The organism is Citrobacter sp. BDA59-3, from assembly GCF_015167655.1.
GTDB classification, from domain to species: Bacteria; Pseudomonadota; Gammaproteobacteria; order Enterobacterales; family Enterobacteriaceae; genus Phytobacter; species Phytobacter diazotrophicus.
In genome coordinates this window covers 3560555-3577491 of sequence record NZ_CP063427.1, presented here as the reverse complement: position 1 = coordinate 3577491, position 16937 = coordinate 3560555, and the positions used below count along the sequence as shown (strand labels likewise).

General features: G+C 51.0%; 12 protein-coding genes. 6 read left to right on the top strand and 6 right to left on the bottom strand.

All coding sequences use genetic code 11. The features are described from left to right. Positions 1-56: 56 nt before the first annotated feature. The 4 genes from IP582_RS16970 to yegD form a co-directional block, all read right to left on the bottom strand. On the bottom strand, positions 57-1157 hold the full coding sequence (locus tag IP582_RS16970) for a fimbrial protein (protein WP_193793894.1): 1101 nt from the start codon (positions 1155-1157) through the stop codon (positions 57-59). Between the two features lie 438 nt (positions 1158-1595). Next, complete coding sequence (locus tag IP582_RS16965; RefSeq protein ID WP_193793893.1) at positions 1596-2723, bottom strand: fimbrial protein; 1128 nt, start codon at positions 2721-2723, stop codon at positions 1596-1598. A gap of 215 nt (positions 2724-2938) precedes the next feature. Next, positions 2939-3337, bottom strand: coding sequence for a hypothetical protein (locus IP582_RS16960; protein ID WP_193793892.1), 399 nt, complete (start codon positions 3335-3337; stop codon positions 2939-2941). A gap of 511 nt (positions 3338-3848) precedes the next feature. Next, positions 3849-5201 (bottom strand): molecular chaperone, encoded by a 1353-nt coding sequence (yegD, locus tag IP582_RS16955; RefSeq protein WP_193793891.1) that lies wholly within the window; start codon positions 5199-5201, stop codon positions 3849-3851. A gap of 134 nt (positions 5202-5335) precedes the next feature. On the opposite strand from yegD, the gene alkA reads away from it, so the two are divergent. Further along, positions 5336-6184, top strand: a complete 849-nt coding sequence (gene alkA, locus IP582_RS16950) for a DNA-3-methyladenine glycosylase 2 (RefSeq protein ID WP_193793890.1) — start codon at positions 5336-5338, stop codon at positions 6182-6184. Here alkA and IP582_RS16945 read toward each other — a convergent pair. Continuing rightward, complete coding sequence (locus IP582_RS16945; RefSeq protein WP_193793889.1) at positions 6177-9509, bottom strand: diguanylate cyclase; 3333 nt, start codon at positions 9507-9509, stop codon at positions 6177-6179. The two genes, alkA and IP582_RS16945, sit on opposite strands and share 8 nt — an antisense overlap. Before the next feature lie 354 nt (positions 9510-9863). Between IP582_RS16945 and udk the strand changes: the two genes are divergently transcribed. The 3 genes from udk to asmA all read left to right on the top strand — a co-directional run bounded on the left by udk (position 9864) and on the right by asmA (position 13045). Continuing rightward, on the top strand, positions 9864-10505 hold the full coding sequence (gene udk / locus IP582_RS16940; protein ID WP_041852052.1) for a uridine kinase: 642 nt from the start codon (positions 9864-9866) through the stop codon (positions 10503-10505). An 82-nt stretch (positions 10506-10587) separates the two neighbouring features. Next, positions 10588-11169: a dCTP deaminase gene (gene dcd / locus IP582_RS16935; protein ID WP_041851979.1), complete on the top strand. Its 582-nt coding sequence runs from the start codon at positions 10588-10590 to the stop codon at positions 11167-11169. 25 nt (positions 11170-11194) lie between these two features. Beyond that, a complete protein-coding gene (gene asmA / locus IP582_RS16930) occupies positions 11195-13045 on the top strand; it encodes an outer membrane assembly protein AsmA (protein ID WP_193793888.1) in 1851 nt (616 codons plus the stop codon). Positions 13046-13066: 21 nt separating this feature from the next. Here the strand turns inward: asmA and IP582_RS16925 are convergent, their stop codons facing one another. Continuing rightward, the gene (locus IP582_RS16925; protein WP_193793887.1) at positions 13067-14650 is read right to left on the bottom strand and encodes a TerC family protein; all 1584 of its coding nucleotides are present in this window, start codon (positions 14648-14650) and stop codon (positions 13067-13069) included. Between the two features lie 695 nt (positions 14651-15345). On the opposite strand from IP582_RS16925, the gene IP582_RS16920 reads away from it, so the two are divergent. Both IP582_RS16920 and wzb read left to right on the top strand, forming a co-directional pair. After that, complete coding sequence (locus tag IP582_RS16920) at positions 15346-16485, top strand: polysaccharide export protein (RefSeq protein ID WP_041851976.1); 1140 nt, start codon at positions 15346-15348, stop codon at positions 16483-16485. 6 nt (positions 16486-16491) lie between these two features. After that, entirely contained in the window at positions 16492-16935 is a 444-nt protein-coding gene (gene wzb, locus IP582_RS16915; protein WP_041851975.1) for a low molecular weight protein-tyrosine-phosphatase Wzb, read from the top strand. Positions 16936-16937 lie beyond the last annotated feature (2 nt).

Sequence of the window (16937 nt, the reverse complement as noted above, 5' to 3'; positions counted from 1 at the left end):
ATGAATAAACAATCTCGGGAAGGGGAATTGACCATCTCCCCGAATTTGTGCTTTTTTTACTGATAGGTAATCGTATACTCCAGCCGTCCATTCGCTTTACCCGCGCCGATGCTACTTTCTGTCTGGATATAACGGGCATAAAGCGGGACGGTAATGTTTGTAATGCCCGCACTCTGGTTCAGGTACTGGTTTACTGGCGCATTAAGATTAATCTTATTACTCTCATTTTGGCTTGTAGAAAGCTGGATCCCAATTCCCGTCGCTTGCCCTGTTTCATTATCAATTTTCATAATACCATCAATTGGTTTAATAGTGCCGTTGCGAGGCGACAGCGTTAAAGAAAGCGAGTTCGGAGTAAGGCTGAATGGAATCATATTACCTGACTGATAGACGGAGCTCGAGTTTGATGAACCTGGGTTTTTGTTGCCAAAAAACTGTTGGCAGCCCGTCAACTGGATACTGGCATTTTTCCAGCCTGTCCCGGAGCCAATACCATTAAAATCGCTGACCTTTTGGTTACCCATTGGCACTACCATGCTGGCGCTGGCCGGGAGAATATTACAGGTTGGCACATTTATCAGAAACTGACCGCTCATTTGAAACCGGGCAAAAACCACTTTGCTGCTTTGCTGACCCAGCGCATGTTCGATAACAGGCAGACTGTTGGCCTGCACATAACCTGCCGCCGTGGTTTCTGCTGTTTTCACAAACTCAAGATTAAAACTCTGGACTAAATTGGTAGTGACTGTGGAGCTGGCACCCGACGTGGTCTGAAAGCTCATGGGATAAGACGGGTCGCCAATGCGAGTGGCAACGACTCTAAAACCAATTCCGCTGAGATTGGTCTTATATACATCGGTAAACCCCTCCGCCAGAGTAAGCGTGCCTGCGCCAAACTGTCTGAATTCATATACTGGCGCTGAGGTGCAGGTGACCGTCCTGGTTATATCACCTGTGGTCATAGAGACCCATTGTCGCGAAATAACATAACCTACGGCGACATTGGGGGGGACGGAAAAGCTACGTCCATCGAGTGGGATAGTAAAATCCTTAGCTGTTGTGCTGGCGGGGGCAAATGCACAACCCGCCTGCACATTTTTTATCGTGGCCAGTAGTATTAAAGCCAAAATTTGCAGAAAGATGTTTTTGTTAAACATATTTCTCTCCATGAAATAGTATACATTCAATTCCTGAATATGTATTTGCAGAAACTGGGTTTGTTATTTGTTTAGTGAATGACTGCTATCATTAATGGCAATAAAGTCAACTCTCGCTAAGAATAGTATATTTAGTGAGGGAAAGAAATTATTTTGAAATTTTCACTATTTTACGTTGTATATGATTCCATTTATTATTTTCTATTATTCGAAATTGCTATTTATTTATTTGAATTATGTTTTTGCAACCTGGATTATTGCCGCAACGCGTGAATATATATGCGGCAGTGATGATTACAGGCATGGGCTTTTCGGTAATTGAAAACTTTTATCTCTTTTTGTTATGCCGGGTCTTATATGAAGAAGGCAGTGTATCGCTAAAACCCGATATCCTGCCGGATAGAGTGCATTGCAGTTATATTTGTCTGAGCAATATGCTCATTGATAGGTGATGACATATTCCAGCCTGCCGTCGGCTTTACCGGCTTTAACACTGTCTTCGGTCTGGATATAGCGTGCGTAGAGCGGGACGGTAATGGACTGTGTGCCGTCTTTAGGCAGTGTCTGAGTGACAGGACTGGCAAGGTTCACCAGACCACTGGTGCTTTCGCTGGTGGAGAGCTGGATGCCGACACCGGTTGCTTTTAACGGTTGGTCTTTAATTTTCATAATGCCTTTTGCCGCGTCTTCGATGCCGTTCAGCGGCGTTAGGGTGATGGACAGGAAGTTGTTGTTCAGATTGTAATATGTAACGGCTGAGCCATCAAAAGTCGCCATTGTGTTACCGCCCTGGCTGTTGCCATAAAACTGACCGCAGTTCGTTAATTGAATACTGGCATTTTTCCATGGTGTCGTGGCGTCTTTGCCAGTAAATGCCGCAATATCATATTTACCCATGTTAACCGTCATCGACTGGCTTGCGGGGGTGATATTGCAGGTTGGGACTGTAATAGTGATGTTGCCGCTAAGTGTGATTTTATATACTTGCGCCATACTATCGATTTGCCCAAATGAGTAAACTACAGTAGGTAATTTTATACCCTGAATAACATCCGGGACAACAACATTTGCGGTTTTTATGAGTGAGAAGTATGAATATGCACTCCATCCGCTATTATAGGCGCAGGATCTCACTACTCCGCATATCGCAACAGTATAAGGGAAATCTGCGCTACTGGTGAATTTAATGCCGATACCAGAAACGCCGGTTTCGTAGATTTTTTGGCTGGCATTATAAAAGGGAAGCGGAGTGTTCGCGTATTCGTAACCGCCATAGAACTGAGCCGTTGAGTCACACGTAACATAAGCTATTCCCATGTTTTTCAAATTAATATATTGCCGATAGATTTCCTGGCCTGGTTGAACATCTGATGGAACTGAAATGGTGCGATTAATGGGCATGGTTAAAATGCGGGTCGAAAGGATATAAGGATCATCTCGGGTACCTTGGCTCAGTGAGCATGCAGCGAATGTAAAATGTGAAAAAAATGTCAATAGGGATAAGAAAAGAAAGGAAAAAATGCACTTGAACATAAAATCTCCACGTGTTAATAAAAAGTATTTCATTCCAACAATCTTTTTGCTATGTGTTGAGTTTGATGTTAATTAAATAAAATTTGTTTTTATTGTGATGGTATAAAATTTACATAGCAGCACTGTGGAAAGATGATTAATCATAAATGATATCCGCCATGATGCCGGGGCCTTTTTTGCCAAACATGAGTCTTCTGCCGGCACTCAAATCCTTACTGGTAATAACCCTGTGTGCCTGGAGGTATAAATTATGTGTGCATCTGCTGCAGAGAAATTTTCAACATTGTTAACGTTAGCGAGTTTCCCCCACCTCTTGACTCGCCGGTTTGGTATATTGCATTGCTATAACCTGAAGAGAGCGGCGACGTCATCCTGGCGTCGTACCCCCAGTGAAACTGGCCTGTGCTAATATCATTCACACAGAAAATACGCTGGCTGGAGAAAGAAATATTTTGTCGGTAAATCCCTTTCCCTGTAGGGATATCTGGTGGTGTCGAAAGGGTTTCTGATATTGGCATAGTGAATGATTTTGTTGCTGTTATATCTCCCGGTTCGGTTCGAAACGTACAGGAGGAAAATGCCTGTGTGGCAATGGGGTATAACAAAAATGAGCAAATTAAAAATACACATCCTTTTATTTTCATCATAGTCCTTTGAACTTCTGAGTATTTATCACTATTTATTGAATTTATGCTTTGTTTGCATATATTTATTTTATAAATGGTTTGATAATGATGTGGTTGTTGACTGTAAAAATAGCATAGGGTGCCTATTAAGGGAAACCTTATTTCGGTAAGCCGAGGGCACCTGCGGTTATAACAAACTAAGTGAAGTTGAGTTGTGTCTGATTGGTAAAAACTTTTTTGTTCAATGGTGTGATTAAATGCTTTTTTGCGCGCGATGCTATCAGATTTATCAGGATTTTTGGCTTGTTTGTCTTTTTCTTATCCAGATGTGCGTCAAAGGAATTATTACAATTTATTCAGTTGAATAATAATTGATATTTATAATTTAAATTTAATATATTCTTTTGGGTTATTAATTACGAGTGTTCAGCTATCGATACGCTAAAGTAGACTTAAAAATTTACCCACAACAGCGACTGTTTTTGCAAAAAGAATGCCCGCCAGGATCGCGACGCGGGCATTTATTGGATGCTTAACGAAATACCACCTGCGCCCAACGGGCCAGACCGGCAGTGACCGAGCCAAAATCATCGCCACCGGCAATCGGGATCCCAGGCAGCGCCTGTGACAGTGCGCGTTTTATAATCGGTGAGCGCGCGCTGCCCCCGGTGAGATAAATCACCTCCGGTGTCGTATCACTGTTGTCCAGCGCCAGTTGCACCTGCTCCAGAATACGCTGCAATGGCTGATTCAGCGCGGCTTCCAGGCCGTCCTGATCAATAGCGGTGGCCAGTTCGTTGCTGATAAACGGCAACTGCGCTAGGGTTTGCACCTGCCCGGAGAGGGCGATTTTGCTCTCTTCGGCACTGCGCACCAGGCGGTAACTTAAGCGCTGCTTCCACACCTTTTGCAACAGGGCGACTTTGTCCGCCTCACGGGCATCGCGTATCAGGTCGTTGAGCAGTCGTCCGTTTGCCGCGCTGTAGAAATCGGTTTGCGCCGGAACGTCGTTAATTGCTACAGCATTCCACCAGGGCAGAATAGGCAGGGCGATGCCTTTTTCTGTCTGGCCGCCCATGCCGAGCAGCGGCATCAGGTTTTTAAACGCCAGTGCGATGTCCAGGTCGTTACCGCCGACACGGCAGCCGCTGTGCCCCAGCAGGCTGGTCTCACGATCCTGACGATTGTGCCACTGTGGCCCCATCAGCAATAACGAACAGTCGGTTGTCCCGCCGCCGATATCCACCACCAGAACGCGCTTTTCTTCGCGCAAAGTGGCTTCAAAATCCAGCCCGGCAGCCACCGGTTCGTACTGGAACACGACATCGCGAAAACCGGCGCGTTTTGCCGCACGCTCAAGGATGCCCTGAGCCTGCGCGTTGGCGTCATCACCACCCAGGCCCTGGAAGTTAATCGGCCGCCCAATCACCGCCTGGTCAATCGTCTGCGGAAGCTGTGATTCTGCCTGCTGGCGAATGTGCAGCATCATGGCGCAGACCAAATCTTCAAACAGCGCGATTTGCTGTGGTTTTAGCCCGCTTGCGCCGAGGAACGATTTCGGTGATTTAACGAAGTAAACCTCTTGCGGATCTTCCACATAGTGACGCAGCGAGTTCAGGCCGAACTGGACGCTTGACGCCTGGACGTCGATATCTTCTTCGCGGTTATAGCTCACGGCACGGCGCAGCAGCGCCTGCGTTTCGCTCCCCGTTGCCGGGACATTGTGGTGACGATAGAGCCACTCACTCACCGCTTCGCGCGTGGGCGCGCAGAGCATCGACGGCAGCAGGGTGCTGTCGTTTTCCATTTTTAAGAGTTGTGGAGTGTCTTCCTGCATAACGGCGACCGAGCAGTTGGCGGTGCCGTAATCAAAACCTACAAACACGTGTTTATCCCCATGCCAGTGAAGAAGGGGGGCGACTTTAGCCGAATGCGCGCGGCAGGACAACTGGAATATCAAAGCAAAGCGCAAAATCATGAATGCGTATATGCTCTTAGCCACTAATGACAGGAGATGGTATGTACACACTGCGCTGGCAGCCGCCCTATGACTGGGCATGGATACTGGAATTTTTACGCTTGCGTACGGTTTCTGGCGTCGAAGTGATTACCCAGACGACGTACACCCGCTCGTTCGCTCTTGGCGAGCATCGCGGCGTGATGAGCGCCGAGCCGGATGAGGCCACTTCAACCCTTAAAGTTACGCTGAGCGATGGCCTTTTGCCGGTGGCAGATGTCTGTTTGCAGCGGCTGAGTCAGCTCTTTGATCTCGACTGTACGCCACAGATCATTACCGATGCGCTCGGGGATGTGGGGGCCGCGCGACCAGGTCTGCGCCTTCCTGGCTGCGTGGACCCGTTTGAACAGGCCGTCCGCGCAATTCTGGGCCAACTGGTGAGCGTGGCGATGGCGGCAAAGCTGACCTCCCGCGTGGCGGCCCTCTACGGCGACAGGCTGAATGAACAGTTCGTTCTGTTCCCGCAGCCCGCGCAACTGGCGCAGGCGGATCCGCTGGCGCTAAAAGCATTAGGCATGCCGGTAAAGCGCGCGGAATCGCTGATCTTTCTCGCTCAATCGGTGCTGGACAGGACGTTTCCCCTGACGATGCCGGATGATGTAGAACGCGGGATGAAAACGCTACAAACCTTTCCGGGGATTGGTCGCTGGACGGCGAACTATTTCGCTCTGCGCGGCTGGCAGGCAAAAGATGTTTTCCTGCCGGATGATTATCTGATTAAGCAGCGTTTTGCCGGAATGACGCCCGCGCAGATTCGCCGCTATGCCGAGCGCTGGCAGCCGTGGCGTTCTTACGCGTTGCTGCACATCTGGTATACCGAGGGCTGGCAGCCACATCTCACCGTTAGTTAATGGCGAAGTAGCTGGTGTTGAGCATCATATCCAACGGCTGAGGCTGTGAAATGGTGTCGCCGAAGATCAAATCAATGCCAATACCGGAAAGCGTATCCATCATCAGCGGCTGATTTGTTGGCCCGGCAATGCTCTTAAGGCCCAGACGCTGGGCATGGCCCTGAACAATCGTGACCATCATTTCATCCATCAGATTGCCATGAACATTTGTCACCAGTTCCTGGTCGAGCAAAAGGTAATCGGCGGTGTGCGGCGTAAGATGGTTGAAAATTTCCAGGTCCTGGCCAATGTGACTCAGGATGATACGGCAGCCCGCATGGCGCAGCTTTTTCAGGTTATCGATAATCTCTTTGCCCTGACGCATAAGGGCATCAGCATTGATCATCAGGTGCAGCAGTCGACCCGGCATCGGTCCATGTTCGAGCAGGTCCAGTATTTCATCTACCAGTTTGCTGTTGGAAAGCCCGGCAGCAGATAGCGGTAAAGCAACACCCAGTCCTTTCGCCGCAACGGCGGTGGCGTGGTTACGGAAAAATTCATGGAATACGCGGCGGTCAAGGGCGCGGATCAGCTCCGGCTCATTTAACCCCGCGCGGAAGGCCCGCTCTTCCATGACTTCGCCTTCGCTGGTCCACAGGCGCAGAGAGAGCAACCAGAAGTTGCAGGTTTCCGGTACGCGCGGTGAGGCGACGCTGCGGGCAATCATCATCAGGTGATTGTCTTTGATCATCCGCCATTGTTCCTCCAGCGACATCATGCTGCGTTCCTGGAGCATCTGACCTTGCAGCGCTTCATAGACTGTCACCAGTCCGCGGCCATTATTTTTCGACGCATAGCAGGCAATGTCGGCCTGCGACATGACTTCCGAGGCCTGATGGTTGGTTTCATCAATAATGGTTATCCCCGCGCTGGCGCCGATTCGGTGCATACGTCCTTCCCACATAAAGTGGTAGTCGTTAATCGACTGAATAATGCGCCCGGAAATATAGCGTGCGCTTTCGACGTTGCAGTCCGGCAACAGCAGGCCAAACTCATCGCCGCCCAGACGGGCCAGAATATCGGTGGAACGCAGCATACTCAGCATCAGCGAGGAGAGTTCACGCAGCAGGGCGTCGCCAGCAGCATGCCCGGCGGTATCGTTCACTGCTTTAAAGCGATCGAGATCGATAAATACCAGCGCATGACGCTGATGTAACTCCTGCACGCTTTTCAGCAGGCGCTTAAGATGTGTTTCGAAATTAACGCGGTTCGCCAGATGGGTCAGGGCGTCGTGAGAGGCGCTGTAGCTGAGCTGGCGTAACATCTTACGCGACTCGGTGACGTCCTGAATAACCAGTACGAAACCGATATTTTGCCCGTCCAGGGTACTCAGTGGCGTCACGCTGTAATGGATATCGTAAGTGCCCCCGGTACGGCAGTGAAGCACCACGTCCTGCTCAATAGCAGAACGCGACATATCGCCGCTATGGATGTTTTCCATCGACGGGCCGGTTTCACCAAAGGTGATTCGCAGCACATTCATCAGCGGCTGCGACATCGCCTGTTCCTGCGACCAACCGCTCATTTTTTCGGCGACCGGGTTCATAAAAGTGACGTTCATATCGACGTCAGTACAGAGCACGGCTTCACCGATGGAGTCCAGGGTAATATGTAGACGCTCTTTTTCCTGGAACAGCGCTTCGTTGAGTTGCTTCACCTCGGTCATGTCCATATTGACGCCGAGCAGACGTTCCACTTCGCCATTGCGGTTCAGCACCCGGTTGGCGAGAGTGCGGATATGGCGAATACCGTCTTTTACGGCAATACGAAACTCCAGTTTAAAGGCGATCCGCGACATCAAAGAGTCGCGGATAATGCGTTCGGTCTCTTCCCGGTCCTCAGGCAAAATACGTTCATACCAAAGCTGCCAGGTCGGTTTAATATGCGACGGCACTTCATACAGTTCGAACATACGCTTGTCCCAACTGATGATATCCGGCTCCAGCTCCCACTCCCAGATACCTATCCCCCCGGCTTCATTCGCCAGGGTGATACGTTCCATCAACCGTTTATTGACCCACTCAGTCTGTTTCAGATCGTTTATGTCTTCGACCTGGGCGATGAAATAACGCGGAGAGCCGTCCGCGTGACGTACCACCGACACCGCCAGCAGCGCCCAGACCAAATCGCCGCTTCGGGTGTAGTAGCGCTTTTCCAGCGAGTAGGTATTAATTTCACCGCGAACTAACAGATCCAACTGCTCAAGGTCTTTATTCAGGTCTTCCGGCCAGGTAAGCTGCTGGAAGGTCATCAGCCGCAATTCTTCCTGGGTGTAGCCCAGAAAATTGCACAGGGCTTTGTTGGCCTGTAGCCATTGCCCCTGGAGGCCGACCAGCGCCATGCCGATGGCGGAGTATTCCATCGCATTACGAAAGCGCTCTTCGCTTTCACTTATATGTTTGCGTTCGGCCCGGAAGGCATACATCACCATTGTCATGACGTTAGCGGGCAGAAGAATCATTAAAAACGGCAGCCAGGGCGCGTTCAACATCGCGCCAGATTTGGGTGGGAGAATGCCCACCAGCGGATGAGTTGCCATAATCAGCGACACCATCATCACGGTAATCAGGTAGATAAGGAACGCTTCCATACGAGGCAGGCGGATGGCGCTCCACATCAGCAGTACGATCACGGCGGTAAACGGCCAGGGCAGCCAGGTCATTGCCAGCCAGCTCAGGCAGAGCGTAACGGCCAGGGTTGCCAGCGTTTCAAGAAGCAACTGCGGCTTGCGGTGGCGCAGCAGGTAGTGCGGTTTAAAGAGAACACCAATCGGCACCAGCGCCAGAGCGCCAATGGCCTCGGAGAGCACCCAGAGCATGAAAGTGCGCACGAGGTTGTCTGTGGGCACCAACAGACAAACTAAAATCCCGCCCAGCAGGGGAGGGATGAGCGCGCTACCGATAGCCAGCCGTATCCAGTCGCTTAGATTCTGTAGCGGGTTATACCAGGGCAGAAATTTGCGAAGTAGCATGGCCCCGGTCACTGCTTCAATAACGTTGATGACCGTATACCAGAGATTGACTGAACTTACCGAAAATAGCTGAATGGTAGCCACCACACTGCCCAACGAACAGACAACGGCGATGCCCGGCCACATTTTTCCGGCGTGGCGATAAAACGCCACCATTATCAGCGCGGTGGGAAACCACAGCGGTGAGAGGTGAGTGCCGAAGCGGGTCAGTTGCAGCGAGAATAACGAAAAGATGAACGACAATAACCCCAAACTGAACAGACGCAGTATAAGGTTAGGGGTGGCCATCAAGACTCGCTGATTTTCTTTCATCATTACCGCTTAATCCGCAAACCCTATGTTGTCAGGAACGGCGTCCGGACGAGTTAAATATGAGTTCGGATTATGCTAGTACAAACAATTTACAATTCCTATGCCGTCTGCTCAGAATTTGACATCATAATGTTATTAATTACTTAGTTTCGGGAAAAAAGCCGATAAGCGCTGTTAATTTGAACGTTCTGATTTGCGAAAAGTCGCATTTTGCAAAATAAGCACCGCGCTTTTTTCCTGAACGGCGTACAGGACGTATTCGACTGGTATCATGGACGCGAAATCCCTATAATTGCCGCGTTTGACGCTCAGGCGTCGTCCTTCCTTTACATCCAGGTTAATCAGGTCGCTAAATTTATGACTGATAAGTCACATCAGTGCGTCATTATCGGCATCGCCGGCGCATCGGCTTCAGGTAAAAGTCTTATTGCCAGCACGCTTTATCGTGAACTGCGTGAGCAGGTGGGTGATGAGCATATCGGCGTTATTCCGGAAGACAGTTACTATAAAGATCAAGGTCATCTGTCGATGGAAGAGCGAGTCAAAACCAACTATGACCATCCAAGCTCCATGGATCATAGTCTGCTGTTCCAGCATCTGCAGATGCTCAAAAGCGGCCAGGCCATTGAATTACCGGTCTATAGTTATGTAGAACATACCCGTACACCGGAAACTATTCACATCGAACCGAAAAAAGTCATCATTCTTGAAGGCATTCTGCTGCTGACCGACGCGCGCCTGCGTGATGAGATGAACTTTTCTATCTTCGTTGATACCCCGCTGGATATCTGCCTGATGCGCCGTATCAAGCGTGACGTTAACGAGCGTGGCCGTTCAATGGACTCGGTGATGGCACAATATCAGAAGACAGTTCGCCCGATGTTCCTGCAGTTTATTGAGCCTTCCAAGCAGTATGCCGATATCATCGTGCCGCGCGGGGGTAAAAACCGCATCGCGATTGATATTCTGAAAGCCAAAATCAGCCAGTTTTTTGAATAATACATGATAGGCTGTACCCTTTAGTTTACTTTGCTTTGCCCCTGAACTGTCAGGGGCGCCATGCACGAAAGGAGAAAGTGCCATGCGTCTTTGCGACCGAGATATTGAAGCCTGGCTGGATCAGGGGCGTCTGTCGATTACCCCGCGTCCCCCCGTTGAGCGCATTAATGGCGCGACTGTCGATGTCCGCCTGGGCAACAAATTTCGCACCTTCCGTGGGCACACTGCTGCGTTCATCGATTTGAGCGGGCCGAAAGACGAAGTGAGTGCGGCGCTCGATCGTGTAATGAGCGATGAAATCGTTCTCCCCGACGGAGAAGCATTTTTCCTGCATCCTGGCGAACTGGCGCTGGCGGTAACCTTTGAATCGGTGACATTGCCGGCCGACCTGGTGGGCTGGCTGGATGGCCGTTCTTCACTGGCACGTCTGGGGCTGATGGTCCACGTCACCGCACATCGAATCGATCCCGGCTGGTCCGGCAGTATCGTGCTGGAGTTCTATAATTCTGGCAAACTGCCGCTGGCATTGCGCCCCGGTATGCTGATTGGTGCGCTGAGCTTTGAACCGCTCTCCGGCCCGGCCGACCGACCGTATAACCGCCGTCAGGACGCAAAATATCGCGACCAGCAGGGCGCGGTTGCCAGCCGCATTGATAAGGACTGAGTGATTTGTACCCACTGAGGCTGCCATGAGAAGAGTGTTAACCACGCTAATGATTTTACTGGTCGTGCTGGTAGCCGGTCTTTCGGCGTTGGTCGTCATGGTCAACCCAAACGATTTTCGTGACTATATGGTGCGTCAGGTTGAAGCCCGTAGCGGCTATCAGTTGCAACTTGACGGCCCGCTGCGCTGGCATGTCTGGCCGCAACTGAGCATTCTCTCCGGGCGCGTTACCCTGACTGCCCCGGGAGCGGAAGCCCCTGTGGTGAAAGCGGACAATATGCGTCTGGATGTTGGGCTGCTGCCGCTACTCTCTCATCAGCTTCAGGTGAAGCAGGTCATGCTCAAAGGAGCGGTCATTCAACTGACGCCGCAGACCTATGCGGCACCAGAACATGATGCGCCGGTGGCCCCTAAAGAGAACACGCTGCCGCAGGCTGCTGAAGATCGTGGCTGGTCGTGGGATATTGCCCGACTACAGGTTGCCGACAGCGTGCTTGTTTTCCAGCATGAAAACGACGAACAGATGACCGTGCGCGATATTCGCCTGCAGATGGAACAGGATGCTACGCACCAGGCGACGCTGGACTTTTCGGGGCGTGTGAATCGCGATCAGCGCGATCTCTCGTTATCCCTGAAAGCGCAAGTAGATGCCAGCGACTATCCGACCCACCTCACGGCGGCCATCAGCGATCTGAAATGGCAACTGCAGGGTGGCGATGTCCCGGCACAGGGGATTGCGGGCGAGGGGAGCCTCTCCGCGCAGTGGCAGGGCGATCGTCAGCAAATTTCCATTAGCAATCTCCGTCTTAGCGCCAACGATAGCGCATTTAGCGGCAAGGGCAGCGTCATTCTTTCCGCAAAACCGCAATGGCTGCTGGATTTACAGTTCGACACGCTGAATCTCGATAACCTGCTGGCGCCGAAAGAGACGGCTTCCACGGATGCTTCGACTGAACAACAGGGGCAGCAAGCGCAGGGGCGTATGCCGCGGCCGGTGATTGCCAATAGCGTACAGCAGGAATATACCAGCCTGCGTGATTTCACCGCGCAGGTATCGCTTACCGCCAATAATATTCGCTGGCGCGGAATGCGCTTTGATAACGTCACCGGTCAGTTCTCTAATAATGCCGGTTTGCTCAGCATCTCTACGCTGCAGGGCAAAATGGGCGATGGGGATATCTCTCTGCCCGGTATGCTTGATGTACGCCGTGATAATTCACGTGCTGTCTTTCAGCCGCGGTTGGATAACATCGAAATTGGCAATATCCTTAAAGCCTTCAATTACCCGATTGCCCTCACGGGTAAACTCTCTCTGGCGGGCGATTTTTCGGGTAGCCGCATTGATGCCGATGATTTCCGCCGTCACTGGCAGGGCGATGCCCATGTCGAGATAAACGACAGCCAGATGGAAGGGCTTAACTTCCAACAACTGGTCCAGCAGGCAGTTGCCCGCAGTAGCGATGTCCAGGCGCAGGAAAATTACGATAACGTGACGCGCCTCGACACCTTCAGCACTGAGCTGTCGCTGGACTCGGGCGTCATGACGCTGGCGGATATGCAGGGGCGTTCACCGCTGCTGAGCCTGTCCGGCCAGGGTGAAATGGACCTGGTGAAGGAGCAGTGTGACACCCACTTTAACATTCGTGTGCTCGACGGCTGGAAAGGCGACAGTAAACTGATTGATTACCTGAAATCTACCGATATTCCGCTGAACGTGTATGGTAAATGGCAGTCACTGAATTACAGCCTGCAGGTCGATCAGATTTTACGTAAGCATTTGCAGGATGAAGCGAAACGCCGACTGAATGAGTGGGCGGATCGCAACAAAGACAGTCAGAACGGTAAAGACCTGAAAAAACTGCTCAATAAACTGTAACGCCGGGAGCCCCGGCGTCAGTCAGACCTGATAATCCAGTTCGTCGTCCGTATTCAGGGCGATGATCTGGACCTTCTGCACGCGGTGGCTTTCCACCTCCAGCGTTTTTACGACATAGTCGCCTACCTGCACTTCTTCCCCTGGCGTCGGGATCCGTTGCAGATACTCCATCAGTAGGCCGGCGATCGTGTGGTATTCGCGCTTTTCATCCAGCGGCAGCGGGACATATTGCACCAAATCTTCCAGCGGCATATGACCATTCGCGGTCCAGCTACCGTCACTGTTTTTTTGAATGTCGTGGCGGGCATCGATCTCCTCTACTTCATTCGGCAGATTGCCAGCGATAGTCTCCATCACGTCGCTCAGGGTGACCACACCTTCAACCGAACCGAACTCATCGACCACAAACGCAAAATGGGTGCGGGCACTACGGAACTGCTCCAGCGCCTGCAGCAGTGGCAGGGTTTCCGGGAATACCAGCGGCTGGCGGATCAATACGCGCAGATCCAGCGGCTCACCGCGCAGGGACTGTTGCAGTAAATCAATAATATGCACCACGCCCAGCAAATCACTCTCTTCATCGCCACCAGTCACCACTATGCGCGTATGCTGGTTTTTCTCCAGCAGATCGCGAATCTCCGCTTCCGGGGCGTTCAAATCGATATGTTCAATATCATGACGGGAGGTCATGATACTGCTAACGGTACGCTGATTGAGGTTAAGCACCCGCCCAATCATCCGCCGCTCTTGCGGGTTAAAAAGCTGGCTACTGTCATGGTCGACCAGCAGTGAAGAGGTTTCAGCATCAAGCTCCGCATCCTCTTTTTTGCCGCTCAGCAGGCGCAAGACGGCTTCTGTCGTACGCTGACGTAAGGTCTGGTTGGCTGAGAGGAAACGGCGACGGTTAAAGATAGCAAGCTGATTAAGCGCTTCAATCATGACCGAGAAACCTATCGCGGCATACAGATAGCCTTTCGGGATATGGAAACCAAAGCCTTCGGCGACAAGGCTAAAGCCAATCATCAGCAGGAAGCTCAGACAAAGAATGACAATCGTCGGGTGGCTGTTTACAAAACGCGTCAGCGCTTTGCTGGCAAGCAGCATCAGCGAGATGGCGACAATCACGGCGGCCATCATGACAGCCAGATGATCAACCATCCCGACTGCGGTAATCACCGAGTCGAGAGAGAAAACGGCATCCAGAACGACGATTTGCGCTACCACGGCCCAAAACTTCGCCCCGCGTCGTTGCGTGGGGTTATCGCTGTCCTTACCTTCCAGGCGTTCATTGAGTTCCACAGTGGCCTTAAAGAGCAGAAACAGGCCGCCGAACAGCATAATGAGATCGCGCGCGCTGAAACTAAGGTCGCGGAAGGAGAAAAGAGGATTGGTGAGCGTAACCAGCCAGGAGATAGACGCAAGCAGTAGCAGGCGCATGACCATCGCCAGTAGCAGCCCTGTAACACGGGCACGGTCGCGTTGCGCCGGTGGGAGTTTTTCCGCAAGTATCGCGATAAAAACCAGGTTATCAATGCCGAGCACGAGTTCGATCACAATCAGCGTAATCAGACCGGCCCAGATTGATGGATCGGCAATCCATTCCATCGTATGTGTAACACCTTATCAATTCTAACAATTGTCGTTATCTGATCATGGATAAAGCCCATCTAAATTGCAATGCCGGTATGCGATTTATCTTATTTGTGATTGCGGGAGGGAATATATTAAAAATCTATTTCCTTATTAATATTGGGATTATTTGCACCAGCAGATAAAAAGACCTTTTCGGATATTTCGCATACGTAAATGCAGGTAAGGATTTTGTCAATATCAATAAAATCCTAAAAACCTAAATATTTGCTCTTAATATTATTCTTAAAAATATGTTTAGGGCGGGATGTTGCCTTGCCTGTAATTCGCTTAGCTGCAACAATTCCTCCAGCATGTTTCAAATATACCTGTGAAGTTATTTTTAATGCAGCTAAACAGCGTAAATCCTTATGACTGCCGTATTTAAGGCATCCAGGAATATTCTCTATCAGGTTCGGGGTACAAAAGGGTGTTTTCAATAACTTACTGTTTAATCAGTGGATTGGTAGCTGAAAGCCAAGGGCGGTAGCCTGCCTGACAGCATGTCAAAAAGTCTGGATTATTCTGTCAATAGCATGTGGTTGAATAAGCGATTTTTAGGACTGATACCAGTTATATTAAGTTCCGATTAACTGCATTCTGCTTCCGTTATGATCAGTCGCTTATTTAAATACACAGGATAATTACTCTGCAAAAGTGATAATTAATCAATGATGAAATCCAAAACGAAATTGATACCATTATTGGTGTCCATGAGCTTGATGAGTGGCTGCACAGTTTTTCCCGGTAGTAATATGTCAACATCGGGAAAAGATGTGATTAAACAACAAGACGCCGATTTTGATTTAGACCGCATGGTGAATGTCTATCCATTGACGCCACGTCTGGTTGAACAATTACGTCCGCGACCGAATGTCGCCCAGCCGAATATGTCGCTGGATCAGGAAATCTCTAACTATCAATATCGCGTTGGCCCAGGGGATGTGCTTAGCGTTACCGTCTGGGACCACCCTGAACTGACCACACCGGCAGGCCAGTACCGGAGTTCAAGCGACACCGGTAACTGGGTACAGCCCGATGGCACCATGTTCTATCCCTATATTGGCAAAGTTCACGTTGTGGGGAAAACCCTTGGCGAAATCCGCAGTGATATTACCAGCCGCTTAGCGACGTACATCGCTGACCCGCAGGTGGACGTTAATATCGCCGCCTTCCGTTCGCAGAAAGCCTATGTCTCCGGGCAGGTCAACAAATCAGGCCAGCAGGCCATCACCAACGTTCCGCTGACGGTTCTGGATGCGATTAACGCCGCGGGCGGACTGACCGATGCCGCCGACTGGCGCAATGTGGTGCTGACACATAACGGCAAAGAACAACGTATCTCCCTGCAGGCGCTGATGCAGAACGGCGATTTGAGCCAAAACCGTCTGCTCTATCCGGGCGACATCCTTTTCGTACCGCGTAATGACGATCTGAAAGTCTTCGTAATGGGTGAAGTTAAAAAACAGAGCACCCTCAAAATGGACTTCAGCGGTATGACGTTGACCGAAGCGCTGGGTCAGGCCGAAGGCATCGATCTGACAACCTCCAACGCCAGCGGCATCTTCGTTATTCGTCCGCTGAAAGGCGAGAACGGTCGCGGCGGCAAGATTGCCAACATCTATCAGCTTGATATGTCCGATGCGACATCGCTGGTGATGGCGACTGAATTCCGCCTCCAGCCGTATGACGTGGTGTATGTGACGACCGCACCGGTTGCTCGCTGGAACCGTCTCATCAATCAGTTGCTGCCAACCATCAGTGGCGTTCGCTACATGACGGATACGGCGCGCGACATTCACACCTGGTGATAGGCGATGTTTAACAAAATTCTGGTGGTGTGTGTGGGGAACATTTGCCGTTCCCCCACGGCGGAGCGGCTGTTGAAAAAGTATCAGCCCGCATTAACGGTGGAGTCAGCCGGTCTCGGGGCGCTGGTAGGTAAAAGCGCGGATGCGGAAGCAACGCGCGTGGCAGAGAAAAACAATCTGTCCCTTGAAGGGCATTGCGCCCGGCAGATTTCCGGAAAAATGTGCCGTGATTTCGACCTGATTCTGGTCATGGAAAAACGGCATATCGCCGCACTGTGCGAAATCGCGCCGGAAATGCGCGGCAAAGTGATGCTGTTTGGTCACTGGGACGATGAACGTGAAATTCCCGATCCGTATCGCAAAAGCCGCGACGCCTTTGAGGCTGTTTACACCTTACTTGACCAGTCTGCCCGCCAGTGGGCGCAGGCACTGAACGCTCAGCAGGGATAACA

What these genes read in the sequence shown, in the direction of transcription:
- asmA (WP_193793888.1), top strand. Translation starts at nt 11,195, where the DNA reads ATGAGAAGAGTGTTAACCACGCTAATGATTTTACTGGTCGTGCTGGTA.
- IP582_RS16960 (WP_193793892.1), bottom strand. Translation starts at nt 3,337, where the DNA reads ATGATGAAAATAAAAGGATGTGTATTTTTAATTTGCTCATTTTTGTTA.
- IP582_RS16965 (WP_193793893.1), bottom strand. Translation starts at nt 2,723, where the DNA reads ATGAAATACTTTTTATTAACACGTGGAGATTTTATGTTCAAGTGCATT.
- udk (WP_041852052.1), top strand. Translation starts at nt 9,864, where the DNA reads ATGACTGATAAGTCACATCAGTGCGTCATTATCGGCATCGCCGGCGCA.
- dcd (WP_041851979.1), top strand. Translation starts at nt 10,588, where the DNA reads ATGCGTCTTTGCGACCGAGATATTGAAGCCTGGCTGGATCAGGGGCGT.
- alkA (WP_193793890.1), top strand. Translation starts at nt 5,336, where the DNA reads ATGTACACACTGCGCTGGCAGCCGCCCTATGACTGGGCATGGATACTG.
- IP582_RS16945 (WP_193793889.1), bottom strand. Translation starts at nt 9,509, where the DNA reads ATGATGAAAGAAAATCAGCGAGTCTTGATGGCCACCCCTAACCTTATA.
- IP582_RS16920 (WP_041851976.1), top strand. Translation starts at nt 15,346, where the DNA reads ATGATGAAATCCAAAACGAAATTGATACCATTATTGGTGTCCATGAGC.
- wzb (WP_041851975.1), top strand. Translation starts at nt 16,492, where the DNA reads ATGTTTAACAAAATTCTGGTGGTGTGTGTGGGGAACATTTGCCGTTCC.
- IP582_RS16925 (WP_193793887.1), bottom strand. Translation starts at nt 14,650, where the DNA reads ATGGAATGGATTGCCGATCCATCAATCTGGGCCGGTCTGATTACGCTG.
- IP582_RS16970 (WP_193793894.1), bottom strand. Translation starts at nt 1,157, where the DNA reads ATGTTTAACAAAAACATCTTTCTGCAAATTTTGGCTTTAATACTACTG.